Below are 23276 nucleotides of genomic sequence, written 5' to 3'. Positions count from 1 at the left end.
CCGCGACGATGACGAGCACCGTGAACCCCCGCGCCGCCGCAACGGAGACGGGGGTGCAGCGCGCCACCATCGCCGAGATGCTGCTCGACCGCGTCGGCGACGACCGGCTCGGCCTGCGGACCCGGGAGCAGGACTGGACGTGGAACGCCGTGGTGCGCGAGAGCGCCGCGCGGGGCGCGCTCGCGCGGTCGCTGCGCGTCGACGGCCCGTTCCACATCGGCATTCTTCTCGACAACGTCCCGGACTTCCTGTTCTGGCTCGGCGGGGCGGCCCTGGCGGGCGCGACGGTCGTCGGCATCAATCCCACGCGCGGCGCGGCGGAGCTCGAGGCCGAGATCCGGTACGTGGACTGCCAGCTCATCGTCACCGACACCGCCGGGATGGCGAAGCTGCGCGGCCTCGACCTGGGCCTCGACGAGGACCGCTTCCTGCTGATCGACGATCCCGACTACGCGGCGCGGCTCGAGCGGGTGGAACCGGCGATCGCCGACGGCGTCGGCGAGGACAGCCTGTTCCTGCTGCTGTTCACCTCCGGCACCACCGGCCGTTCGAAGGCCGTCAAGTGCTCCCAGGGCCGGTTGTCGCGGCTCGCGTACGCCAACACCGCCAAGTACGGGCACCACCGCGACGACGTGGACTACTGCTGCATGCCGCTGTTCCACGGCAACGCGCTCATGGCGCTGTGGGCGCCGGCGCTGGCCAACGGCGCGACGGTGTGCCTGACCCGCAAGTTCTCCGCGTCCGGCTTCCTGCCCGACGTGAAGTTCTTCGGCGCGACGTTCTTCACCTACGTCGGCAAGGCCCTGGCGTACCTGATGGCCACGCCGGAGCAGCCCGACGACGCCGACAACCGGCTCGAACGGGGTTTCGGCACCGAGGCCTCGCCCGAGGACAAGGCCGAGTTCGTGCGCCGGTTCGGTGCGGTGCTGTACGAGGGGTACGGCTCGAGCGAGGGCGCCGGTTCGGTCCGGCTCGATCCGCAGGCCCCGGAGGGCGCCCTCGGCCGGCCCGCCCACGCGGGTATCGCGGTGGTGAACCCCGACACCCTCGAGGAGTGCGCCCGCGCGGTGCTCGACGAGCACGGCCGCGTCCTCAACCCGGACGAGGCGATCGGGGAGATGATCAACAAGGAGGGCGCCCGCGCCTTCGAGGGCTACTACAAGAACGACGTCGCCGACGCGGAGCGGATCCGCAACGGCTGGTACTGGACCGGCGATCTCGGCTACGTCGACGAGGCCGGCTTCATCTACTTCGCCGGCCGCAAGGGCGACTGGATCCGGGTCGACGGCGAGAACACCTCGGCCCTGATGATCGAGCGGGTCCTGCGCCGGCATCCGAAGGTCGTGAGCACCGGCGTCTACGCGGTGCCGGATCCCCGGTCGGGCGATCAGGTGATGGCGGCGATCGAGGTCGAGTCCCTCGCCGGCTTCGATCCGGTCGAGTTCGCCGAATTCCTCACCGGGCAGGCCGATCTCGGTTCGAAGGCCGCGCCGCGGTTCGTGCGCGTGTCGACGAACCTGCCGGTGACGGGCTCGAACAAGGTCCTCAAGCGCGAGCTGCAGGCGCAGCGCTGGCACACCACCGAGCCCGTGTACCGGTGGGTGGGACGCGGCGCGCCGGAGTACACCGCGATGAGCGCGGACGACAAGGCCGCGCTCGACCGGGAGTTCGCCGCGCACGGCCGGCAACGGCTGCTGAGCGTGTAGGCGATGCCGGAGACCCGCGTCGCCCTCGTCACCGGTGCCAGCCGCGGCATCGGGCGCGAGACCGCCCTCGCGTTCGCCCGGGCCGGTTTCGACGTCGCGGTCACCGCCCGCACGGTCCGCGAGGGCCGGGGCACGGTGCCTCCGCGCACCCGCCGCGACGGCGACGAGCCGATCGCCGTCCCCGGCAGCCTCGAGACCACCGCGGCGGCGATCGAATCGCTCGGGGTGCGGGCACTGTCCGTCCCGATGGACCTGCTCGACGTCGACTCCGTGCGGGCCGCGGGCCGCCGTGTGCTGGACGTGTGGGGCCGGATCGACGTGCTCGTCAACAACGCCTACGCACAGACGAGCGGCAACATGGACCGGCTCCTCGACATCGATCTCGCCGACGCCGCCGCCATGGTGGAGGGCAACTACCTGCACCAGCTGGCGCTGATCCAGACGGTGCTGCCGGCCATGCTCGCCCGCGGCGGCGGCGTCGTGATCGACCTCGTGTCCGGGTCGGCCGCGATCGATCCGCCCGCGCCGCCGGGGGAGGGCGGCTGGGGTCTGTCGTACGCGGCGTCGAAGGCCGCGTTCGCGCGGGTCGCCGGGATGATCAACGCCGAGTACCGCGCCCGCGGCGTCCGGGCGTTCAACCTCAGTCCGGGTTTCGTCGTCACCGAGTCGGGGCGGGCCCGGGGCGGCACCCGCGCGGTGGAGGACGCCGGGTTCGACGCGGTGCCGGCGACGGTGCCCGCCGACGCCGCGGTGTGGCTGGCGACGGTGCCCGACGCGGACCGGTTGCTGGGCAAGGTCGTATGGGCGCCGACGCTGATCGAGAGGATGTCCGCTTCCGCGGTGGAGCGGCGGAACGAGAGGACGGACGTCACGTGAAGCTGGGTGTGGTGGTGCCGGTCGAGCTGGAGCAGAGCGGGGAACCCGAGTGGATCCTCGAATTCGCCCGCGCCGCCGAGAAACTGGGTTTCGACGAGATCTCCGCCGTCGAGCATTCCGTCGTCGTCGCGAACACGGGCAGCGCGTACCCGTATGCGCCGACCGGCAAGTCGCACCTGCCCGACGACTGCGACCTGCCCGACCCGCTCGAGCTGCTGTCGTTCGTCGCCGGCGCCACCACCGACCTAGGGCTCGCGACCGGGGTGCTGGTGCTGCCCAACCACCATCCCGTGGTCCTGGCCAAACGCCTGGCCACCCTCGACCGGCTCGCCCGCGGCCGGGTCCGGATCTGCCTGGGACTGGGCTGGATGCGGGAGGAGATCGAGGCGTGCGGCGGCGACTTCGACCGTCGCGGGAAGATCGCCGACGAGGCGATCGCGGTGATGCGGGCCCTGTGGGCCGGCACCGGCCCGGCCGGGGTGGACTTCGACGGCGAGTTCTTCACCTTCCGCGGCGCCCACAGCTGGCCGAAACCGCACCGCGAGACCGGGGTGCCGCTGTACATCGGTGGGCACAGCGCGGCCGCCGCGCGGCGGGCCGGCCGGCTCGGCGACGGGTTCCAGCCGCTCGGCCTGGCGGGGGAGGACCTCGACCGCGCGATCGGGCGGATGCGCCGCGCCGCCGAGGCGGCGGGCCGCGATCCCGGCACCGTCGAGCTGGTCTTGGGGGCGACCCTGCCGCGGCTGGACGAGGCGCGGATGGACCGGGCCCGGAAGCTGGGGGCCGGGCGGATGGTGCTGTCGGCCTCGCCGAAGGCCGGATCGCTGAGCCAGGTCCTCGACGAGATGGCCGCCTGCGCCGAACGCCTCGGCCGGGTCTGACGCCGGGCCGGTTCCCGCTGGCCGAGATGCTCCGCCCGGCCGACGGCAACGCTGACTAGCGTCCGAGGTCACAACGACATTCGGTCGCTAGGAGAATCGCGATGGATCTGAAGGAATCCCCGGAGCAGGTCGCGCTCAGGAAGGAGCTGCGCGCCTACTTCGCGTCGCTGCTGCCGGAGGACAAGCGCCGCCGTGCCGGTGAGCAGGGGGTGGGCGGCGAGCACTTCCGCGAGGTCGTCACGCTGCTCGGCAAGGACGGCTGGCTGGGGATCGGCTGGCCCACGGAGTACGGCGGGCAGGGCCGCTCCATCGAGGAACAGTTCGTGTTCTTCGACGAGGTGCAGCGGGCGGGCCTGCCCTTCCCGTTCGTCACCGTGAACACCGTCGGGCCGACCCTGATGAAATACGGCACGCAGGAACAGAAGGACCGCTTCCTGCCCGGCATCCTCTCCGGCGACATCGTCTTCGCGATCGGCTACACCGAACCGGAGGCCGGCACCGACCTGGCGTCGCTGAAGACCCGCGCGGTGCGCGACGGCGACGAGTGGGTGGTCGACGGCAACAAGATCTTCACCTCGGGCGCGAACACGGCCGACTACGTGTGGCTCGCGTGCCGCACCGACCCGGACGTCCCGAAGCACAAGGGCATCTCGATCCTCATCGTGCCGACCGACGCGCCCGGGTTCTCGTGGTCGCCGATCCACACCGTCGGGGGTCTCTCGGTCACCGCCACCTACTACAGCGGTATCCGAATCCCGGACCGGGACGTCGTCGGCGAGGTCGGCGGCGGCTGGCCGCTGATCACCGCGCAGCTCAACCACGAACGCATCGGCCTCGCCGCGATCGGCGGCCGCACCTACGGGCTGTGGCAGCAGGTGCTGGACTGGGCGAAGGAGAACGGCGCCATCGAGATTTCCTGGGTGCAGCAGGAGTTCGCTCGCACCCACGCCAAGCTCGAGGCGATGCGGCTGCTGAACTGGAAGATGACCGCCGCCGTCGCGGCCGACACCCTCTCCGGTGCCGACGCGGGCGCGACCAAGGTGTACGGCACGGAGACGCACGTCGACGTGTACCGGACGCTGCTGGGCATTCTCGGGGCCGCCGGCCGGATCCGCCCCGAGTCGCCGGGAGCCGTGCTCGCCGGACAGATCGAGCAGATCTCCCGTCAGGGCATGGTCAACACGTTCGGCGGCGGTGTCAACGAGGTCCTGCGCGACATGGTCGGCACGATGGGCCTGGGCCTGGTGCGGGAGAAGAGGGTCAAGTGAGCGAACTGCTGACCAGGCTGAGGGCGTTCGAGGGGCAGACCCTGACGCCGACGACGTGGGGCCCTGACGCGGTCAACACCCCGATGATCCGGCACTGGGTCGAGACGATGGGCGACACCAGCCCGATCTACCTCGACGACGCCGCCGCCCGCGCCACCGGCCGCGACGGTGCCGTCGCGCCCGCGCTCATGACGCAGGTGTGGACGATGCGCACCTTTACCGACAAGATGGCGAACAACGACCCGTCGCCGGTGTGGACCGACCTGATCGCCACGCTCGACGACGCCGGCTTCACGTCCGTCGTCGCGACGGACTCGGACTTCGAGTTCTTCGTCGAACTGCGCCCCGGCGAACGTGTTTCGCTCACCGAGGTGATCGAATCGATCTCCGAGGAGAAGAGGACCGGGCTCGGCGCGGGTCACTTCGTGACCACCCTCAAGACGTACCGCAACGGGGACGGCGCGGTCGTCGCCACCCAGCGCTGGCGCACCCTGCGCTTCCGGCCGAAGGACACGGCGCAGCCGGAGCCGAAGCGCGAGAGCTCGCCCGGCTCGGAATCCACCGTCCCGAAGGGTCTGCGCCCGCGTCCCGCGATCAACGCCGACAACGCCTTCTGGTTCGAGGCGGCCAGGGAGCACCGCCTGGTGATCCAGCGTTGCGCGGCGTGCGGCACGCTGCGGCATCCGACCGGGCCGATGTGCGGGCGGTGTCGTTCCCTCGAGTGGGACACCGTCGACGCGTCGGGCCGCGGCACCGTCTACAGCTTCGTCGTCAACCACCACCCGCGGATCCCCGGGTTCGAGTACCCGCTCGTCGTCGCGACGATCGAACTCGAGGAGGGCACCCGGCTGATCGCGAACATGACCGGTGTAGAACCGCACGAGGTCGAGATCGGCATGGCGGTGGAACTGGACTGGATCGACGCCGACCCCGAGTTGACGCTGCCCGCGTTCCGGCCGGCCGCACGGAAGGATTCGTAGATGGATTTCAACTTCAGCGAAGAGCAGGAAGCGATTCGCGGCCTCGCGCACGAGGTCTTCACCGGCAAGGCCGGCATCGATCGGGTCAAGCAGGTCGAGCTGAGCGACGAGCGCATCGACCGGCAGCTGTGGCGGGAGCTGGCCACGACGGGTCTGCTCGGCGTCGCGCTGCCCGAAGACCTCGGCGGCGGTGGGCTCGGCCTGGCGGAGCTGTACGTCCTGCTCGAGCAGCAGGGCCGGCACGTGGCGCCGGTGCCGATCTGGCAGTCGGTGCTCGCCGCGCTCGCCGTCGCCGAGTTCGGCACCGACGACCAGCGCACCGCGCTGGTGCCGGGTGTCGCCGACGGCAGCCGGTTCCTGACGATCGGTCTCGAGGAGTTCGGCCCCTACGTCCCCGGTGACCCGCAGACCACCGCCACGGAGGCCGGCGGCCGGTGGGCCCTGACCGGTGCGAAGGCCGTCGTCCCCGTCACCCACGTCGCGTCCCGCGCGATCGTCTCGGCCACCACCCCGGCCGGTGCCGCGCTGTTCGTCGTCGATCTCGCCGGCGCGGGCGTCTCCGTCGAGCAGACGCACTCGACCACCTGGGAGATCTGCGGCAATGTCACGTTCGACTCGGCTCCCGCCGAGCTGCTCGGGCCCACGGACGGCACCGCCGCGCAGTGGCTGCTCGACCGCGTCGAGCTCGCGCTCGCCGCGATCCAGCTCGGTGTCGGCTCGGGTGCCGTCCAGCAGGCCGTCACCTACCTCAACGGGCGCATGCAGTTCGGACGTCCGCTCGCGACGTTCCAGGCCGTGGGCCACCAGCTGGCCGACTGCTACATCGACCTCGAGGCGATGCGCGTGACGCTGTGGCAGGCCGCGTGGCTGCTCGCCGAGGGACAGGACCCCGGCACCTCGGTGCTCGTCGCGAAGTGGTGGGCCACCGACGGCGGCCAGCGCGTCGTGCACCGCACCACGCACGTGCACGGCGGCATGGGCGTCGACACCGACTATCCGGTGCATCGGCACTTGTTGTGGGGCAAGCAGATCGGCGCCACCCTCGGTGGCTCCGCGTCGGATCTGGCGCGCCTGGGCGCCCAGCTCGCCGCCGGCGTCGAGGTGGTCGCGTGACCGCCACCGTGTCCACGGGCCGCAGCTACGACGACATCGAGATCGGCGAGGCACTGCCCGAACTCGCGATCCCGCTCACCCGCACACTGATCGTCGCGACCGCCCTCGCGACCCGCGACTTCCAGGATGTCCACCACGACCCCGAGCTGGCGCGCGAGCGCGGTTCGAAGGACGTGTTCATGAACATCCTCACCAGCAACGGGCTGGTGGGCCGGTTCGTCACGGACTGGTCCGGTCCGTGCGCCGTCGTGCGGCGGGTGAAGATCCGTCTGGGCGCACCGAACTACCCCGGGGACACCATGACGATTACCGGCGAGGTGGTCGGCAAGTCCGACGGCCTCGTCGAGGTCCGCGTCCGCGGCGCCAACAGCCTCGGCGACCACGCCACCGGCACTGTCACGATCGCCTTCACCGACCGGCCGGGAGGAACCCGATGACCAGCCCGCTCTCCGGTGCCGCCGCGATCGTCGGCATCGGCGCCACCGAGTTCTCCAAGAAGTCCGGCCGCTCGGAGCTGCAGCTCGCGTGCGAGGCCGTCGTCGCCGCGCTGGCCGACGCCGGCATCGACCCGTCCGAGGTCGACGGACTGGCCACCTACACGATGGAGACCAACGGCGAGATCCTCGTCGCCCGCAACTGCGGGCTCGGGGAACTGAAGTTCTTCTCCCGCATCGGCTACGGCGGCGGGGCGGCGTGCGCGACGGTGCAGCAGGCCGCGATGGCCGTCGCGACGGGCGTCGCCGAGGTCGTCGTGGTCTACCGCGCGTTCAACGAACGTTCCGGTATCCGGTTCGGTCTCGGCCAGCACGACCGGCCGATGGATTCGACCGCCGACCGCGCCGCCTACGCGTGGCTGACCCCGCAGGGGCTGGCGACGCCCGCTCAGTGGGTCGCGATGTTCGCCCGCCGCTACATGCACCAGTACGGTGCCACGAGTGAGGATTTCGGTCGGGTTGCCGTCGTCGCCCGCAAGCACGCCGCGAACAATCCGGCCGCGTGGTTCCACGGCAAGCCCATCACGCTCGCGGACCATCAGAACTCGCGGTGGATCGCCGAGCCGCTGCACCTGCTCGACTGCTGCCAGGAGACCGACGGCGGTCAGGCCCTCGTCGTCGTCTCGGCGGAACGCGCCCGGGACCTGCGGCACCGGCCCGTGCTCGTCAAGGGCGCCGCGCAGGGCTCCGGTAAGGACCAGCACATGATGACCAGCTACTACCGTCCGGACATCACCGGCATCCCCGAGATGGGACTGGTGGGCCGCCAGCTCTACGGCCAGAGCGGACTGAGTCCGGACCACATCGACGCGGCGATCCTCTACGACCACTTCACCCCGCTGGTGCTGCCGCAGCTCGAGGAACTCGGCTTCTGTGGCGTCGGCGAGGCCAGGGACTTCGTCCGCGAGGGCAACCTCGAGATCGGGGGCCGGCTGCCGAGCAACACCCACGGCGGCCAGGTCGGCGAGGCGTATCTGCACGGTGTCAACGGCATCGCCGAGGCGGTCCGCCTGGTGCGCGGCACCTCCACCAATCAACCCGACGGCGTCGAGAACGTGATCGTCACGGCGGGAACCGCGGTTCCCACGTCCGGACTGATCCTCGGTGCCGCCTGATCCCGGAAGGATTCGACAATGACGGCAGTGGAGCAGAAGGCCGGCGCGTGGCGCGGAGCCGACCTGGGCACCCGCACGGTGGCCTACGACGAGCGCGACGCGATCCTCTACGCGCTCGCCGTCGGCGCCCAGCCCGCCACCGACCTGGACCTGGTGCTCGAGGACCGGCTGCGGGTGCTGCCGACGTTCGCGCTGACCCTGGCCCAGTGGGCACCGGACGAGCTGGGCTCGCGCGGCGCGTTCGACACGACGACGGCGCTGCACGGCTCGCAGGAGCTGACCGTGCTGGCCCCGCTGCCGCGTCGCGGTGAGGTGGAGCTGCGGGCGTCGGTGGGCGAGGTGTGGGACAAGGGGGCCGCGGCCGTGTTCGAGGTCCGCGTCGAGTGCGAGTACTTCGTCGCGACGTGGTCGATCTTCGCGCCCGGCGCGGGTGGTTTCGGGGGCGAGCGCGGCCCGTCGAAGCCGGCGGCGCCGCAGGGCGAGCCGGAGCTGACCGGGGAACTGGCCACGGCCGCGAACCAGGCCGCGCTGTACCGGCTCACCGGCGACCGGCACCACATCCACATCGATCCGGAGGCGGCCGCGCGGATCGGTCAGCCGCGCCCGATCATGCACGGGCTGTGCACCCTGGCGGCGGTGACCCTGCCCCTGGCCCGGCTCCTCGGGGCGCATCCGGCGGACCTGACCGAACTGCAGGGCCGCTTCGCGGCGCCGGTGTTCCCCGGCGACGTCGCCGTGCTGCGGGTGTGGGGCGGACGCGACGACGCCGTGTTCGAGGTGGCCGCGGACGGGCAGGCCGTGATCTCGGGGGCGCGCGCGTCGTTCGCGTGAGGTCGTGGACCGGTGCCCGGCTGCCGGGCACCGGTCCACGCGTCACTTGCCGTGCAGGGCCATGTAGCGGGCCGGGTACTCGCCGCCGCCGTGGACCGCCAGGTCGGCGCCGTTGACGTAGGACGCGAGGTCGCTGCCGAGGAACAGGCAGGCGCGCGCGATGTCCGACGGGACGGCCATCCGCTCCATCGGCAGGGTGCGGGTCACCGCGGCGCCGCCGTCGTCGCCGTAGACCGAGGCCGCGGCCTCGGTGCGGATCAGGCCGGTGGTGATGTGGTTGACCCGCACCTTCGGTGCCCATTCGAGGGCGAGGGCCTTGGTCAGGCCCAGCAGGCCGGCCTTTGCGGCGGTGTACGCGGCGGTGCCGGGCTGCGGATCGTGTGCCGAGACGCTGCCGATGTTGATGATCGAGCCGCCCCCGGGCCGCTCCTGCATCACCCGGTTGGCCGCCTGCGCCGCGTAGAACGGGGCGAGCAGGTTCAGCGCGACGATCTTCTCCACGAAGCGCGGGGAGACGGTGGCGGCGTCGGAGTCCGGTGACCCGCCGGCATTGTTGACCAGCACGTCGAGCCGGCCGAACCGGGCGACGGCGTCGTCGACCAGGGCGGCCACGTCGGCGGGGTCGCGCACGTCGACGGCCCGGAACGCCGCGCTCCGCCCGCCGGCCGAGGGCAGGGACCCGGGCTCGTTGCGGGCGCATACCAGGACGTCGGCGCCCGCGGCGAGGAAGTGTTCGGCGACGACGAAGCCGATGCCCTTGGTGCCGCCGGTGACGATCACGGCGCGTCCGGTGTGGTCGACGGGATTGGGAAGGTGCACGTGGCTACCTTTCTGGAACTCGGGTCGGTTCGAGACTGCTTGCCGTCGCGCGCCTTTCGTGGACGCGAGCGGGAACCGACGTGGACAAGCAAGTGCTTGGTCAAGGATAGTGGACGGGACGCCTGGGGCACCAGGATTTCCGTAGTGGCGAGAGAACCGGGAGCAGGGACACATGGGCAAGCTGGACGGCAAGGTCGCGCTCATCACGGGCGCGGGACAGGGGATCGGACGGGGCATCGCCCTCGCGCTCGCCAAGGAGGGGGTGCACATCGCGGCCGCCGGCCGCACCGAATCCAAGGTGGTCGCGACGGCCGAGGCGATCGAGGAACTCGGCGGCAAGGCGCTGGCGTTGCGCTGCGACGTGAGCAGCGCCGACGACGTCGACGCGGCGGTGCAGCGCACCGTGACGCATTTCGGCGGCGTGGACATCCTGGTCAACAACGCCAACGACTGCCGGCCCGGCCCGCTGCTGTCGTTCACCGACGCCGAGTACGAGCGGTCCTTCGCCACCGGCCCGCTCGCGACGCTGCGGCTGATGCGGGCCTGCTACCCGGTGATGAAGGAGCGCGGGGGCGGCTCGATCGTCAACCTCGTCACGTCGGCGGCGGTCCGCTGGGACGCGAGCAACTACGGCGTCTACGGGTCGATCAAGGAGGGCATGCGGTCGCTGACCCGCGCCGCGGCCTGCGAGTGGGGAGTCGACGGGATCCGCGTCAACGCCATTGCACCACACGCGATGTCGCCGGGACTCGAGGCCTGGATGGCGCGCAACCCGGAGGAGGCGGAGGAGTTCCGCGCGGGAATCCCGTTGCGCCGCATCGGCGACCCCGAGACCGACATCGGGCGGGCGGTGGTCTTCCTAGTCGGCGAGGATGCGGGGTATCTCACCGGCGCGACGATCCCCCTCGACGGCGGCCAGTCGCGCTGGGGCTGACGCCCCCGGTGCGTCCTTTGGGCTGCCCTGGCGGCCCAAAGGACGCACCGGCGCCGCAGGCGCCTATCCGGTGACCCGCCCGGCGTTGCCGGCGTCGACCGGCAGCACGGTGCCGCTGATGTGGGCGCTCGCCTCGGCGGCGAAGAACAGCACCACGCGGGTGATCTCCGCCGGTTCGAGCCACGGCACCGGCTGCGCGTGCAGGCTCTGGAAGATCGGAGCCACGTCGTCGGCGCCGGGATGCTCGAGATCCGGACGCATCAGGCCGTAGAGGAAGTCGTTGTGGATCATCGGCGTCGAGATATTCCCGGGGGCAATCGCATTCACCGTGACACCGTGCGGCGCCAGATCCAGCGCGGCGCTCTTGGTCAGGCCGATCACGCCCCACTTCGATGCGCTGTACGCCGCCATGTTGGTGTTGCCCGCGCGGCCGAGCATCGACGAGATCGTCACGATCCGCCCGTAGCCGCGCGCGACCATGCCGGGCGCCACCGCACCGACGGTGTTGAAGACACCGGTCAGATTCGAGCCGATCGCCTCCGCCCACTGCGCCTCGGTCATCGCCTGGATCGGGGCGGCCACCGACACGCCCGCGTTCGCCACCGCGATGTCGATCCGCCCGAACTCGGCGTGCGCCTGCGCCACGAGTTCGTCCATTGCCGGGCGGTCCGCGGTGTCCAGCTTCGCGGTCAGGCACCGGCGCCCGGTGGCGCGCACCGCCGCCGCGGTCTCCTCCAGATCCGCCTCCGTGGCCAGCGGGTACGGCACCACCGGGCTGTCGGCGCACCGGTCGCACAGCACGATGTCGGCGCCGCGCTCGGCCAGCGCCACCGCGTGGCTGCGGCCCTGGCCCCGCGCCCCGCCCGTGATCAGCGCGACCCGGCCTTCGAACTCACTCATCGAATCCACTCCTGTCCTCCTCGGTCAGCAGGTCGATGCTCCAGCCCCGGCGGGCCCGCAGGGGTGCGGCGATCCCGCTCAGCGGGAAAAGGGCAGGCCGCGGGCCGTCACACCACCGCTGCGGCGGGCACCAGCGCGGCGCCCAGGCCGGACGGCGCGTAGTTCGGCCGGTACGACGGCTGGGGCCGGTTCCCCGCGACGAGCAGCGCGACGACGACGAACGCGATCGCCAGCACGAGCGCGAGCGCGCCGACGATCGACCAGAAATCCGGCCGCAACGACCGTCGGCGGGGTTCGTCGCCGTAGGTGAGCCGCTTGACGCGCCGGACCTCGGCGGCGGGCGGGGCGGAGTGGGCGGCCGCCGCGTGCCGGGACGCCGGCGGGCGGACCGGCTCCGCCGCGGAATCGCCCGGCGTGAGCACCTGTGCGATGGGCTGTGTGATCGCCTGGGGGTCCACCGACTCGAGGTTGTGCATGGCCGTCCGTTCTCTCCATTGCCGACGGCCGTGAATCGCCGATTCGGAGACGTCCGTTACCTCGATCGTCGCGACACGGTCAGTCGGTCCACGCGAAGCGGAACCGTTCCGCGAGTTCGGCGGGCGGCCGCGAGCGGTACTCCCCGAACTCGTAGCGTTTCACGGCGAGCAGGGCCTCCATGATCGACGGTCCGAACAGGCGCTGCGCGAGGCCGGAGGACCCGAGCGCGGCGAGCACGCCGTCGGGGTCCGTCGGCAGGACGCGGACCCCGAGTTCGGCGCGTTCGGCATCGGTCATCCGGCCCGGATCGACCGGGATCTCCGGCGGAACCGGGAGTGCGTCGGTGAGACCGGCGTGGGCCGCCCCGAGGATCGCCGCGCCGGCGAGGTAGGGGTTGGCCGACGGGTCCACGGGCTTGACCTCGAGGTGGGCGCCGTAGGGGCTCCCGGGCGTGAGCGCGCACAGCCGCAGCGCGGCCTCACGGTTCTCGAGCCCCCAGCAGCACCACGCGCCGGACCACATGCCCGGCTGCAGCCGCAGATGCGAGAGCACGGACCCGGTGAGGACCGCCCCGAACTCGGGCAGCGCGCGCACGATGCCGGCGACGACGCTGCCGCCCGCCGCAGTCACCCCGCGCGGGCCGTCGCCGCCGGACAGGAGCGGCCGCCCCTCGCGGGTGAAGGACACGTGGACGTGGGCCCCGTTGCCCGCCCCGCCGACGACGGGGACGGGGGAGAACGACGCCCGCAGACCGTGCCGCCGGGCGGTGCGGCTGATCAGGATGCGTGCGAGCACCAGGTCGTCGACCGACTCCACGGGGGCTGCCGGAGACAGGGAGAGTTCGAACTGCTGCGCGCCCGCCTCGGCGTGAATCTGGTCGATGCCCAGACCCGCCTGCGCGGCCGCGTGCAACAGATCCGCGACGAACGGGTCCCGCCCGAGGACGGCACCGAGACCGTATGCGGACCATTCGCTGCGCCCGCCGTCGAAGAGCGTGAACTCGATCTCGTGCCCTGCCCGGGCCTGCACGCCGGCCGCGGCGAGCTCCTCGACGACGCGTTCGAGCGCTGCGCGCGTGCACAACGGTGACCGCGTCCCGTCCTGCTCGTACAGGCCGGCCGGCGCCCACCGGACGCCGTCCCCGACGGGCCGGAGCCGGTCGCGGTCGATCCGCAGCCGGAGATCGCCCGTCACCGACAGTGACGGCGTGAACGCCAGGTGGTCGTCGACGCAGAAGACCGCCCAGCTCGGCGACGCGCCCGCGCCCGACTCGACGAACGACGTAAGCCTGTGTCCGGGAAACACCTTCGCCCGCGAGATGCCGGTCGAATCGACGACCGAGCCGACGATGCGCTCCTCGCGGGCGCGTTCGCCCGTCACGGGGTCGAAGCGTTCCTCCGTCACGGCGGCGAAGCGTTCCTCCGTCACGGGGTCGAAGCGTTCCTCCGTCACAGGGACCTCCCGCCCGCGCCGTCGGCCACCGGCGGCATCGCCGGGCACGAGGACGCCGGGCACAAGGACACAGTAGAGGCGAGGTCGGGTCACGGGGACCGTCTTCGCCGACACAGGACCGTGCCGGCGAAGACGGGCGTCCTCACCGCGGCTGATGCTGGGTGATGCAGTGGATGCCGCCGCCGCGGCGGAAGAGCGGCCGGGCATCCACTCCCACGACACGACGGCCGGGATACGCGGCCGCCAGGATCTCCGCGGCCTCGTCGTCGGCGGGGTCGCCGAAGCGGCAGGCGATCACCCCGCCGTTGACGACGTAGTGGTTGATGTAGCTGTAGTCCACCCAGCCCTCGTCGTCGCGGACCGTCGCCGGGGCCGGCACCCGGACGATGCGCCACGGCTCACCGCGCACGTCCGCCGTGTGCTGCAGCCGCTCGACGATCAGCGCGGTGACGTCGAAATCCGGGTGGTCCCGGTTGCGCTGGTCGTGGACGAGGACCACGCCCGGGGACGCGATCGCGGCGACGATGTCGACGTGACCGCGGGTGCCGTAGCGCTCCTGGTCCCGCGTCAGCCCGCGCGGGAGCCAGATCGCGCAGGTCGCGCCGATGGTGCGCCGCAGTTCCGCTTCGACCGCGGCCTTGTCGAGGTGCGGGTTGCGCCCGGGGTCGAGCTGGACGGTCTCGGTGAGCAGGACGGTGCCGAGACCGTCCACCTGCATGCCACCGCCCTCGTTGACGAGTGTCGACGCGACCCGTTCCACGCCGGCCCGCTCGAGGACGAACGACGCGATCCGGGCGTCGTGGTCCCACCGGGCCCAGTCCTGCGCGCCCCAGCCGTTGAACACCCAGTCGACCCCGCCGCACCGGCCGTCGTCGTCGAGGACGAAGGTCGGCCCGATGTCGCGCATCCAGGCGTCGTTCAGCGGGGCCTCGACGAGTTCCACGTCGCGGGACAGGTACCGGCGGGCCGCGTCGACCTGGCCGGGATCGGCCACCACGGTGACCGGTTCGAACTCGGCGACGGCGTGCGCGACCGCGGCCCACGTGGCGCGGGCCTCGTGGTGCTCCTCCGCGGTGTCGCCCAGCGAATATCCCTCGGTGGGGAAGGCCATCCACGTGCGCTCGTGCGGTTCGCTCTCCGCGGGCATGCGCCAGGTCATCGCGTGGCTCCGAAGGGTGCGTGCGCGTCCACCGGTGCGGTCAGCGAGCCGTAGGTGTCCGGGCGGCGGGTGCTCAGGAACGGGAACAGCGACAACCAGTCCCGGCGCTGCGCGAGGTCGAGATCGGCCACCAGCACGGCGGATTCGTCGCGCGGAGCCTGCACCAGGATGCGCCCGTAGGGATCGGAGACGAACGAGGAGCCGTAGAAGGTGATGGCTCCCTCGCAGCCGTGCCGGTTCGGCACGATCATGAACGTGCCGTTGGCGATGCCGTTTCCGACGATCACCTGCTGCCACAGCGGGCGGGTGTCGAACTCGGGGTGGTCGGGCTCGGAGCCGATTGCCGTCGGGTAGACCAGGATCTCGGCCCCTGCGAGCGAGTACGCCCGCGCCACCTCCGGGAACCACTCGTCCCAGCAGGTCGGCATGCCGATGCGGGCGCCGTCGAGGCCGTCGGGGGTGTGGACGGGATACGGGTCACCGGCCGGACCGCCCCGGAAGTAGGTGTCCTCGTAGTATCCGGCGGTCACGGGGATGTGCAGTTTCCGGGTCCGGGCCACCGGTTCGCCGGCGGGGGAGACGAGGACGGCGGTGTTGTAGCCGAGGCCGTCGGGTGCGTCGGCGCGTTCGTAGAGGGACGCGTGTACGAACACACCGTGGGCGGACGCGGCGGCCGCGGCGAAGGCGACGGTCGGGCCGGTCCGCAGGTCCTCGGCGGTCCCGGCGGCGTCGGCGCCGCCGGGCGTGTCGGCCGGGTAGCGGCTCAACGTGAGTTCGGGCAGGAACACGACGCGCGCGCCGAGTCCGGCGGCGCGGGCGATGCCCTCGGTGAGTTCGGCGTGCAACGCCCGCTCGTCGTCGTGCCAGCGGTGCTGAACCAGTCCGACGCGCAGCGGCGGCCGATCGGGGGCGTCGACCCGGCACAGCGAGTCGGGCGGCGTGGTGGCGGTGATGGTGAGCATGGGAAGTCCTCGGCTCGATCCGGGGGGGATAAAACGAATTTGATTCGTTAAGTATGGTGGACGAGCGCGTCCCGGGCAAGAGCCCACGACGATTTCGAGGAGTTTTCGTATGCCACGACCGCCGAAGCGGCTGCTGTCGCCCGAGATCATCACGGACGCAGCGATTCACATGGTGGACACGGCGGGCGACTTCACCATGCCGGGATTGGCCGAGCGGCTGAAGGTGCGGCCGTCGTCGCTGTACAACCACGTGTCGGGACGCGCCGAGATCGTCGAGGCCATGCGGGCGCGCATCATGTCCACCATCGTCGTGGGCGAACCGGCCGGCGACTGGTCCGAGACGGTCGCCGGCCTCGCCCGCGAGTACCGTCGCGCCTACGCCGCGCATCCGCGGCTGATCCCGTTGTTCACCGCGCAGACCGTGCAGTCCCCGGTCGCGTTCGGCCTCTACAACGCTCTCGCGCAGGCCTTCACGGATGCCGGATTCACGCCCGCGCACGTGCTGCATGCCATCACCGCCGTGGACAGCTTCGTCCTCGGCTCGGCGCTCGACCTCGCCGCGCCCGAGGTGGTGTGGGCGAACGTCCCCGAAACCGGCGACGCGATGCGCGCCGCGCTGCAGACCGCCTGCCCGAATCCGCAACGGGCCGACGCCGCCTTCGAATTCGGCCTGCGCGCACTCGTGGCCGGCCTGGTCGCCCAGACGCCGGCCGGGGCCTGAACGGCCCGGCCGGCGTCGGCGCGGTGGTCGGTGCGGTCCGGGTTCAACCGCGGTCGGTGGTGAACACGTCCGTCTCCCCGGTGAGCGCGGCGGTGCTGCGCGTGAGGGTCTCCCCGCGGAAGAACTGCGGATTGCGCACCCGCATCACCAGCATCAGGACCGCGCCGAGCAGCAGGATGCCGAAGCCGAGGAAGAACACCAGCCCGACGCCGCCGATCTCGGCGCCGCTGCCGTTGTCGGGATTCATGCTCTCGCCCACCGAGATCGCGAAGACGGCGGCGAGCATGATCCCGCCCGACAGGGGGAAGACGAACCGGAACACGGCGTTGCGGGCACTGGTGAACAGACGTCCGCGGAAGTACCACACGCACGCGAACGCGGTGATCCCGTAGTACCAGCAGATCATGATGCCCAGCGCGGCGATGGTGTCGAGGAGGGTGCGTTCGGACAGGAACGTCACGCCGGCGTAGAACACCGCGGTGACGACCCCCGCGACGACCGTCGCGTACGAGGGCACCAGAAAGCGGGGATGTACCGCGGCCAGCCGGCGCGGGAACGCGCCGTAGGCACCCATCGCGAGCATCGTCCGCGCCGCCGGCAGGAAGGTGGTCTGCAGGCTCGCCACCGACGAGACGAAGATGGCGAGGAAGAGCAGCAGACCACCCCACTGGCCCAGGACCGGATCGGCGAGGGCGCCGAAGATGTTCTCGGAGTTGTCGGGATTGCCCAGCCCCAGACCCGTCGTACCGACACCGGCATACATCATCGCCGCGACCGACACCAGCAGGTAGGTCAGCAGGATCGTCGCCACGCACAACAGGCCGGCCCGGCCCGGGGTCTTCTTGGGGTCCCGGGACTCCTCCCCGAGGGTGAGGCACGTGTCCCACCCCCAGAACGCGAAGATCGAACCGGTCACGCCGATCACGAAGGCGCCGATCGCAAGCCCGTGGAACGGGTCGAACCAGGAGGCGTCGAGCGACAGCCCGGCGGGCGCGTCGCCCGCGCCGACGTGCACGAGTGCCGCGACCGCGAACGCGAGCAGGAGCACCATCTGGAACCCGACGAGCGCGTACTGGACGCGTTCGCTCGTGGTGATGCCGCGGCTCGCGATCCATGTCGCGATCGCGATGAACACCAGGGTGGTGCCCACGTTGACGAACTTGTTCCCGGGAAGATCCGCGATCGCGGAGTCTCCGGTGATGCGGGCGAGGAACAGGTAGAAGAACTGGACGGCGATCGCGGCCAGGTTGGACAGCACGATGATCGTCGCGATCACCATGCCCCAGCCGCACATCCACCCGACGTACGGGCCGAAGGCCTTCGTGGACCACGTGAACGACGCCCCGCAGTCCGGTGATTCGGAATTGAGTTCGCGATAGGCGTACGCCGTGAGGAACATCGGGATGAACCCGGCGATGAAGATCGCCGGCATCTTCAGCCCGACGGCCGCGACGATCAGGCCGATGCTCGCCGTCAGCGTGTAGCCCGGCGCGACGGACGAGATGCCCAGGACGGCGCCGGCGAACGTGCCGATCCTGCCGGCGGCCAGGCCCTTCGGCACGACCCCGTCGCCGGGGGTGATCACCGGGTCGGCCTCTCGAACCCGGCTGGGAGGAAGCGAATTCGTCATGGCGGGCCTACTCACTGTTCTCGGGGTCGTGGGCGGGAACGACGACCATGGGCACCGGAACGACCCGCAGCATCTTCGCTGCCGTCGAACCCAGGAAGAGCCGGTGCGGCTGGGCGAGCCGGCTCGAGCCGACCATCACCACGTCGCCGTCGCGCCACTCCAGCGTGGGCACCGCCGATTCGACGGTCGCACCGTCCGCGACGAGGGAGGCGACCGGGAAGTCGTCGGGGAGCTGGGCGCGTGCGGTGTCCAGGACGCACCGGGCATGTGCCCGCGCCGATTCGAGCACGTGCTCGTGGGACGGATGTGCGCCGCGCCCGACCCCGTGCGGATCGAACGCGACGAGCGAGACGAGCCGCAGCGGCGTGCGCATGTGCTCGCAGGCGCGCACCGCGGTCCGGAGCAGGACGTCCGCTCCGGTGCGGGTGCCCAGTGCGCACGTGACCTCGCGGATCCGGGGGGCGGCGGAGTGCCGGAATCCCCGCGGTGCCAGGGCCAGCGGCACGGGCGCGGAATGCAACAGCTCGGACGACACCGTGCCGATGGAGTGCCGGCCGAGGAGCCCGTCGCCCGCGGCACCGACGACGACGGCGCGGGCGCCGAGCCGCGCCACCTCGTCGAGCAGGCCCTGCGCGAAGGACTCGTGGAAGCTCAGGTGGGTATGTGCCCGCACGTCGTCGGGCACCGTGGCCGCCGCCTGGGCGAGCCACGCTTCGCCCGTTCCGGCGAGGACGTCCTCGTACCCGGGCTCGGTGGGTGCCCGGGAGGGCACCGGGCGATCCGGGGGCAGGACCATACAGATGTCGAGTTCGGCGCCCAGGCTGCGGGCCAGCTGGACGCCGAGCGCCAGCCCGTCCGCGCCGCTGGGGGTGGCGAGGTATCCGACAACCAGTCTCATGGGAATCCGATCCGGTAGGGAAGCCGGAGCCGGGGTGGTGCCGGCTCCGGCGACGGCGCGGTGGGGCCGCGGAAGGTCAGTCGTGGGTGCTCATCACGTGCTTGATGCGGGTGTAGTCCTCGACGCTGTAGGCGGAGAGGTCCTTGCCGTAGCCGGAGTGCTTGAACCCGCCGTGCGGCATCTCCGCGACGAGCGGGATGTGGCAGTTGATCCACACCGCCCCGAAGTCCAGCGCGGCGGACAGGCGCTGGGTGCGCCCGTGGTCGCGGGTCCACACGCTCGCGGCGAGCCCGTAGCGGACGTCGTTGGCCAGGGCGACGGCCTCGTCCTCGGTGGCGAAGGACTGCACCGTCAGAATCGGGCCGAACGTCTCGTCCTGCACAATGGGGTCGTGCTGGTCCACGCCGGTGACGATCGTCGGCTCGAAGAAGAAGCCCTTCTCGCCGGCGCGCGTGCCGCCGGTGACGATCGTCGCCGAGGCGGGCAGGGCGGCGATCTTGTCGGTGACGCGCTGGAAGTGCTGGGCGTTGTTGAGCGGGCCGTAGAAGGCGTCGGGGTCGTCGGGCCGGCCCGGTCGCAGCTGCTCGGCCTGCCGCGCCAGCGCGTCGACGAGATCGTCGTGGACGGACTCGTGGACCAGTACCCGGGTGGCGGCCGTGCAGTCCTGGCCACCGTTGAAGAAGGCGGCCGCCGCGACGGCCTCGGCGGTCTTGGCCACGTCGGCGTCGTCGAACACCAGGACGGGGGCCTTGCCGCCGAGTTCGAGGTGGGCGCGCTTGAGCTGCCGGGCCGCGGAGACCGCCACCTCGATGCCGGCGCGGACCGAGCCGGTGATCGACACCAGGCCGAGTGCGGGATGTTCGACGAGGGCGGCCCCGGTGGCGGCGTTGCCGAGCACGACGTTGAAGACACCGTCGGGCAGGATGCCCTGGGTCAGGCGGGCCAGCACCAGCGTGCTGTCCGGGGTGGTGTCGCTGGGCTTGAGCACGATCGTGTTGCCGGCGGCGAGCGCGGGACCGATCTTCCACAGCGCCATCATCAGCGGGTAGTTCCACGGCGTGACCTGGCCGACCACACCGATCGGCTCGCGCCGCACGTAGGAGGTGTGGCCCTCCATGTACTCACCGGCCGCCTTGCCCTCGAGCAGGCGGGCCGCGCCGGCGAAGAAGCGCAGCTGATCCGCGCCGACCTTGACCTCCTCGTCCGCGATCATGGACTTCGGCTGGCCGGTGTTGCGGCACTCGGCCTCGACGAGTTCGTCGCAGTGCTCCTCGAGGGCGTCGGCGAGCTTCAGCAGCGCCGCCTGGCGTTCCTTGGGGGTGGTCCTGCCCCAGCTCCGGAACGCGCGCTGCGCGGCCGCCACCGCGGCGTCGACGTCGGCGGCGGTCGACACCGGGATCGAGCCCACGAAGGACTCGTCGACCGGGTCGATCAGCGGCAGGGATTCCGTGGCCGTCGAGGGCACGAACGCGCCGTCGATGTAGTTCTCGCGGATGTCGGTCATGGGGGGTCCTCTCGGAAGCCTGCCCGGCCGGGTGGGAGGGGCAGGGATCTCAGGTGATCAGTGTGGGCCGCGCCGCGGGTGCCCGGCCAGGGGTCCGGCGGCGGGGTGGGAGCGCAAGCTCGGAAGCCGGCGGCGCCGCCGGAGGGGCGGCGCCGCCGCGACCGGAACGCTCACGTCGTCGTGAGCGCGTCGGGCGCCGCGACGGGCGCGCCGAAGGAGTCGTGAAAAACGGTGTAGAAAAGGGTCTTCGGTGTCGCGGCGGCCGGGCCGCGAGGGGCGGTCAGTGTGCCGGGGCACCGGCCACCGCGGCCGCGGCCGAGCGGGAGCCGAGGGCGTCGAGGATGCGCCGGGCCGTGTCCTCGCCCATGCGCACGGCTCCGTCGACGTGCTGGTAGCCCTCCGCGGCGAGGTCGGACGACGAGAAGAGGATCGGACCGACGGGGGTGAGCTGGTCCTTGCCGTAGCGGTGCAGGCCGCCGAGGTCGTAGCTCGCCGCGTAGGCTCCGCGGGTCCACTCCTCCGAGCCCCAGTCGGATTCGTAGTAGACGACCGGGCTCAGCGCCTTCTCGCCGAGGTAGCCGGCCATGGACGAGAGGATCGCGGCCTTGCGCTCCTCGGCGGGGAGTTCGAAGACGGCGTCGGCCTTCTCGTCCGCCACGAAGGCCACCAGGGTGCCGCGCGGATCCTCGAAGTTGGTGTTGTCGTAGATCTCCTGGACGAGTGCCCCGGCGCCGAAGCACGTGCCGGACAGGCCGTCCTCGCGCCAGAACGGCGTGTCGTACACGGCATGCACCTTGATGACGAGACCGAGGGACTGGTGCTGGTGCATCTGGTGCTGGCGGCGCGGCAGCGGCGGGACGTAGGAGATCCGGGAGTACAGGTTCGGCGGCACGGCGAGCACGGCGAAGCGGGCATCGACGGTGACGCCGTCGGCCACCGCCCGCACGTGCCCGGGCGCGCCCGGTTCTTCGCCCTCGGACCAGTGCAGGGTCCGGACCGGGTTGCCGAGAAAGACGTCGTCGCCGAGCTTTTCGGCGAGCCGCTGCGACACCTGCTGCATGCCGCCCACGACGCGCTGGTCGAGGATGAAGTCCTCGTCCACGAGGTTGCTGAACGAGCCCGCGGAGGCCGCCATGAGGATCGCCTGCAGCGCGGAGAACGCGTGGGCCGGCTTGGTGAGCATGCCCCCCGCGATGAACAGCCCGATGTTGTTGCACGCCTCCTCGTCGTCGGAGTTGGCCCGCAACCAGTGGTGGAAGGAGACGGTGTCGAGTTCCCGCGCCCGCGGATGCGCCCACGGCTCCCGGGGGCCGATCTCGGCGGCGAGTTCGTCGAGCAGCGCGATCAGCTTGTCCATCTCGGCGCGGGTGTGCTCGGACGTGGGGAACATCTCGCCGCGGTACCGGACGGGCCGGCCCTCGGCGTCGAGGTAGATGTTCTCGCCCTCGCGGTAGCGGGAGAACGTGCGCAGGCCCAGTTCGTCGAGCAGCGCGATCAGGGCGGTCTGGTCGGGGGACACCCACTGACCGCCGATCTCGAGCATCGCTCCGTCGATCGTGTCGGTCCAGGTGCGGCCGCCGACGCGGTCGCGGGCTTCGAGGACGGCGACCCGCAGGCCCGCCTGCCGGAGGCGGTAGGCGGCGGTCAGGCCGGACGGGCCCGCCCCGACGACGACGACGTCACGCTCGATGGATTTCATGGGATTCCCCTTCGAGAAAATGAACGACATTCATATGTGTCGCATCACACTGTAACCTCATCGGGGCGCGAGGAGAAGACCTTCGCGGCAATTCGTGGCCGGAATCGTGAGGCGAAGGGGAGCGGCGTGGGAGAGGGGACGCATCGACGCGCCGGCCGGCCGTCGACGAAAGTGCTGTCTCGGCAGGCGATCACCGACGCGGCGCTCGACGTGATCGAGCAGGGCGGCTACGACGCCTTCACCGTCGCCAAGCTCGCCCGTGCCCTCGGTGTGGCCCCGTCCGCCCTGTACAACCACGTGAGCTCGAAGCAGGACGTCCTGCTGTGGGTGCAGGAGGACCTCATGACGAAGGTCGACGTGAGCGGCTTCGGCGCCGAGCCGTGGGCGGTGGCGACGCGGCGGTGGGCCCTGTCCTACCGGGACGTGTTCGCCCGGCACGCGCCGCTGGTCCCGGTGATCGCCGTGATGCCCGTCGCGGGCGCGCCCCGCACCCTGGCGGTGTACGAGGCGGTGGCGGCGGGCTTCGCGGAGGCCGGGTGGCCGATCGACACGATCGTGCCGGTCGTCGTCGCGCTGGAGTCGTTCATCTTCGGCTCCGCGCTCGACGCCAACGCACCGGCCGACATCTTCGACACCGCCGACCTCGCCGGCGACAGCCCGGTGTTCACCGCGGCGATCGACGCGTTCGCCGGATCGGGCGGCCACTACACCCCGGACGCCGGTTTCGACGCCGGACTCGACGCGATGATCGCCGGACTCGAGGCGCGCCTGGAGCTGCTCCGGAAGGACTGAGCCGCAAGAGGATACGGCTCGGTCCGGGACCGGCGGTGTGCCGTGATCCCGGACCGAGCCGGTAT

General features: G+C 71.6%; 22 protein-coding genes. 12 read left to right on the top strand and 10 right to left on the bottom strand.

All coding sequences use genetic code 11. The features are described from left to right. Positions 1-8: 8 nt before the first annotated feature. The 9 genes from HFP48_RS22545 (at position 9) to HFP48_RS22505 (ending at position 9264) form a co-directional block, all read left to right on the top strand. The gene (locus HFP48_RS22545; RefSeq protein ID WP_168580083.1) at positions 9-1706 is read left to right on the top strand and encodes an AMP-binding protein; all 1698 of its coding nucleotides are present in this window, start codon (positions 9-11) and stop codon (positions 1704-1706) included. Between the two features lie 3 nt (positions 1707-1709). Beyond that, entirely contained in the window at positions 1710-2582 is an 873-nt protein-coding gene (locus HFP48_RS22540; protein WP_029545909.1) for an SDR family oxidoreductase, read from the top strand. Further along, entirely contained in the window at positions 2579-3463 is an 885-nt protein-coding gene (locus tag HFP48_RS22535; protein WP_043798566.1) for an LLM class F420-dependent oxidoreductase, read from the top strand. The genes HFP48_RS22540 and HFP48_RS22535 overlap by 4 nt, the downstream gene beginning before the upstream one ends. Positions 3464-3564: 101 nt before the next feature. After that, complete coding sequence (locus HFP48_RS22530) at positions 3565-4731, top strand: acyl-CoA dehydrogenase family protein (RefSeq protein WP_043798562.1); 1167 nt, start codon at positions 3565-3567, stop codon at positions 4729-4731. Beyond that, positions 4728-5711 carry a bifunctional MaoC family dehydratase N-terminal/OB-fold nucleic acid binding domain-containing protein gene (locus tag HFP48_RS22525; protein WP_043798559.1) on the top strand — a complete coding sequence of 328 codons (984 nt, stop codon included), beginning with the start codon at positions 4728-4730 and terminating at the stop codon, positions 5709-5711. Before HFP48_RS22530 ends, HFP48_RS22525 begins: the two co-directional genes overlap by 4 nt. Further along, positions 5712-6824, top strand: a complete 1113-nt coding sequence (locus HFP48_RS22520; protein WP_168580082.1) for an acyl-CoA dehydrogenase family protein — start codon at positions 5712-5714, stop codon at positions 6822-6824. Continuing rightward, the gene (locus HFP48_RS22515) at positions 6821-7261 is read left to right on the top strand and encodes a MaoC family dehydratase (protein ID WP_043798554.1); all 441 of its coding nucleotides are present in this window, start codon (positions 6821-6823) and stop codon (positions 7259-7261) included. The genes HFP48_RS22520 and HFP48_RS22515 overlap by 4 nt, the downstream gene beginning before the upstream one ends. Continuing rightward, positions 7258-8433, top strand: a complete 1176-nt coding sequence (locus HFP48_RS22510; RefSeq protein ID WP_006935170.1) for a lipid-transfer protein — start codon at positions 7258-7260, stop codon at positions 8431-8433. Before HFP48_RS22515 ends, HFP48_RS22510 begins: the two co-directional genes overlap by 4 nt. A gap of 18 nt (positions 8434-8451) precedes the next feature. Then, positions 8452-9264, top strand: coding sequence for a MaoC/PaaZ C-terminal domain-containing protein (locus HFP48_RS22505; RefSeq protein ID WP_043798549.1), 813 nt, complete (start codon positions 8452-8454; stop codon positions 9262-9264). 42 nt (positions 9265-9306) lie between these two features. Here the strand turns inward: HFP48_RS22505 and HFP48_RS22500 are convergent, their stop codons facing one another. Then, positions 9307-10083 carry an SDR family oxidoreductase gene (locus HFP48_RS22500; protein ID WP_006935178.1) on the bottom strand — a complete coding sequence of 259 codons (777 nt, stop codon included), beginning with the start codon at positions 10081-10083 and terminating at the stop codon, positions 9307-9309. A gap of 172 nt (positions 10084-10255) precedes the next feature. Between HFP48_RS22500 and HFP48_RS22495 the strand changes: the two genes are divergently transcribed. Continuing rightward, entirely contained in the window at positions 10256-11017 is a 762-nt protein-coding gene (locus HFP48_RS22495) for an SDR family oxidoreductase (RefSeq protein ID WP_006935179.1), read from the top strand. A 63-nt stretch (positions 11018-11080) separates the two neighbouring features. On the opposite strand, the gene HFP48_RS22490 is transcribed toward HFP48_RS22495, so the two are convergent. From HFP48_RS22490 to HFP48_RS22470, 5 genes are all read right to left on the bottom strand, one after another. Beyond that, positions 11081-11917, bottom strand: coding sequence for a mycofactocin-coupled SDR family oxidoreductase (locus tag HFP48_RS22490; RefSeq protein ID WP_043798722.1), 837 nt, complete (start codon positions 11915-11917; stop codon positions 11081-11083). Between the two features lie 107 nt (positions 11918-12024). Next, positions 12025-12393, bottom strand: coding sequence for a hypothetical protein (locus HFP48_RS22485; RefSeq protein ID WP_006935181.1), 369 nt, complete (start codon positions 12391-12393; stop codon positions 12025-12027). Between the two features lie 79 nt (positions 12394-12472). After that, entirely contained in the window at positions 12473-13798 is a 1326-nt protein-coding gene (locus HFP48_RS22480) for a glutamine synthetase family protein (protein ID WP_168580634.1), read from the bottom strand. Between the two features lie 190 nt (positions 13799-13988). After that, positions 13989-15005 (bottom strand): agmatine deiminase family protein, encoded by a 1017-nt coding sequence (locus HFP48_RS22475; protein ID WP_006935184.1) that lies wholly within the window; start codon positions 15003-15005, stop codon positions 13989-13991. Then, on the bottom strand, positions 15002-15967 hold the full coding sequence (locus HFP48_RS22470; RefSeq protein WP_168580081.1) for a nitrilase-related carbon-nitrogen hydrolase: 966 nt from the start codon (positions 15965-15967) through the stop codon (positions 15002-15004). The genes HFP48_RS22475 and HFP48_RS22470 overlap by 4 nt, the downstream gene beginning before the upstream one ends. A 109-nt stretch (positions 15968-16076) precedes the next feature. On the opposite strand from HFP48_RS22470, the gene HFP48_RS22465 reads away from it, so the two are divergent. Further along, entirely contained in the window at positions 16077-16688 is a 612-nt protein-coding gene (locus HFP48_RS22465) for a TetR/AcrR family transcriptional regulator C-terminal domain-containing protein (protein WP_168580080.1), read from the top strand. 43 nt (positions 16689-16731) lie between these two features. Here HFP48_RS22465 and HFP48_RS22460 read toward each other — a convergent pair whose 3' ends face one another. The 4 genes from HFP48_RS22460 to HFP48_RS22445 form a co-directional block, all read right to left on the bottom strand. Further along, positions 16732-18318, bottom strand: coding sequence for an APC family permease (locus tag HFP48_RS22460; protein ID WP_168580079.1), 1587 nt, complete (start codon positions 18316-18318; stop codon positions 16732-16734). Positions 18319-18325: 7 nt separating this feature from the next. Further along, complete coding sequence (locus HFP48_RS22455; protein ID WP_168580078.1) at positions 18326-19216, bottom strand: universal stress protein; 891 nt, start codon at positions 19214-19216, stop codon at positions 18326-18328. Between the two features lie 76 nt (positions 19217-19292). Beyond that, positions 19293-20720: a gamma-aminobutyraldehyde dehydrogenase gene (locus tag HFP48_RS22450; protein WP_168580077.1), complete on the bottom strand. Its 1428-nt coding sequence runs from the start codon at positions 20718-20720 to the stop codon at positions 19293-19295. A 280-nt stretch (positions 20721-21000) separates the two neighbouring features. Next, positions 21001-22419, bottom strand: coding sequence for an NAD(P)/FAD-dependent oxidoreductase (locus HFP48_RS22445; RefSeq protein WP_043798532.1), 1419 nt, complete (start codon positions 22417-22419; stop codon positions 21001-21003). Positions 22420-22545: 126 nt separating this feature from the next. Here HFP48_RS22445 and HFP48_RS22440 point away from each other — a divergent pair, with 126 nt between their 5' ends. Next, entirely contained in the window at positions 22546-23211 is a 666-nt protein-coding gene (locus HFP48_RS22440) for a TetR family transcriptional regulator (protein WP_006935192.1), read from the top strand. The last annotated feature ends 65 nt before the right edge of the window (positions 23212-23276 follow it).

This window comes from Rhodococcus sp. DMU1, from assembly GCF_012272955.1.
GTDB lineage: Bacteria > Actinomycetota > Actinomycetes > Mycobacteriales > Mycobacteriaceae > Rhodococcus > Rhodococcus aetherivorans.
Note: the sequence above shows the minus strand (reverse complement) of the source record. Positions and strands in the feature narration are given on the sequence as shown.

What these genes read in the sequence shown, in the direction of transcription:
- HFP48_RS22545 (WP_168580083.1), top strand. Translation starts at nt 9, where the DNA reads ATGACGAGCACCGTGAACCCCCGCGCCGCCGCAACGGAGACGGGGGTG.
- HFP48_RS22540 (WP_029545909.1), top strand. Translation starts at nt 1,710, where the DNA reads ATGCCGGAGACCCGCGTCGCCCTCGTCACCGGTGCCAGCCGCGGCATC.
- HFP48_RS22530 (WP_043798562.1), top strand. Translation starts at nt 3,565, where the DNA reads ATGGATCTGAAGGAATCCCCGGAGCAGGTCGCGCTCAGGAAGGAGCTG.
- HFP48_RS22520 (WP_168580082.1), top strand. Translation starts at nt 5,712, where the DNA reads ATGGATTTCAACTTCAGCGAAGAGCAGGAAGCGATTCGCGGCCTCGCG.
- HFP48_RS22510 (WP_006935170.1), top strand. Translation starts at nt 7,258, where the DNA reads ATGACCAGCCCGCTCTCCGGTGCCGCCGCGATCGTCGGCATCGGCGCC.
- HFP48_RS22505 (WP_043798549.1), top strand. Translation starts at nt 8,452, where the DNA reads ATGACGGCAGTGGAGCAGAAGGCCGGCGCGTGGCGCGGAGCCGACCTG.
- HFP48_RS22495 (WP_006935179.1), top strand. Translation starts at nt 10,256, where the DNA reads ATGGGCAAGCTGGACGGCAAGGTCGCGCTCATCACGGGCGCGGGACAG.
- HFP48_RS22490 (WP_043798722.1), bottom strand. Translation starts at nt 11,917, where the DNA reads ATGAGTGAGTTCGAAGGCCGGGTCGCGCTGATCACGGGCGGGGCGCGG.
- HFP48_RS22485 (WP_006935181.1), bottom strand. Translation starts at nt 12,393, where the DNA reads ATGCACAACCTCGAGTCGGTGGACCCCCAGGCGATCACACAGCCCATC.
- HFP48_RS22475 (WP_006935184.1), bottom strand. Translation starts at nt 15,005, where the DNA reads ATGACCTGGCGCATGCCCGCGGAGAGCGAACCGCACGAGCGCACGTGG.
- HFP48_RS22470 (WP_168580081.1), bottom strand. Translation starts at nt 15,967, where the DNA reads ATGCTCACCATCACCGCCACCACGCCGCCCGACTCGCTGTGCCGGGTC.
- HFP48_RS22465 (WP_168580080.1), top strand. Translation starts at nt 16,077, where the DNA reads ATGCCACGACCGCCGAAGCGGCTGCTGTCGCCCGAGATCATCACGGAC.
- HFP48_RS22460 (WP_168580079.1), bottom strand. Translation starts at nt 18,318, where the DNA reads ATGACGAATTCGCTTCCTCCCAGCCGGGTTCGAGAGGCCGACCCGGTG.
- HFP48_RS22455 (WP_168580078.1), bottom strand. Translation starts at nt 19,216, where the DNA reads ATGAGACTGGTTGTCGGATACCTCGCCACCCCCAGCGGCGCGGACGGG.
- HFP48_RS22450 (WP_168580077.1), bottom strand. Translation starts at nt 20,720, where the DNA reads ATGACCGACATCCGCGAGAACTACATCGACGGCGCGTTCGTGCCCTCG.
- HFP48_RS22445 (WP_043798532.1), bottom strand. Translation starts at nt 22,419, where the DNA reads ATGAAATCCATCGAGCGTGACGTCGTCGTCGTCGGGGCGGGCCCGTCC.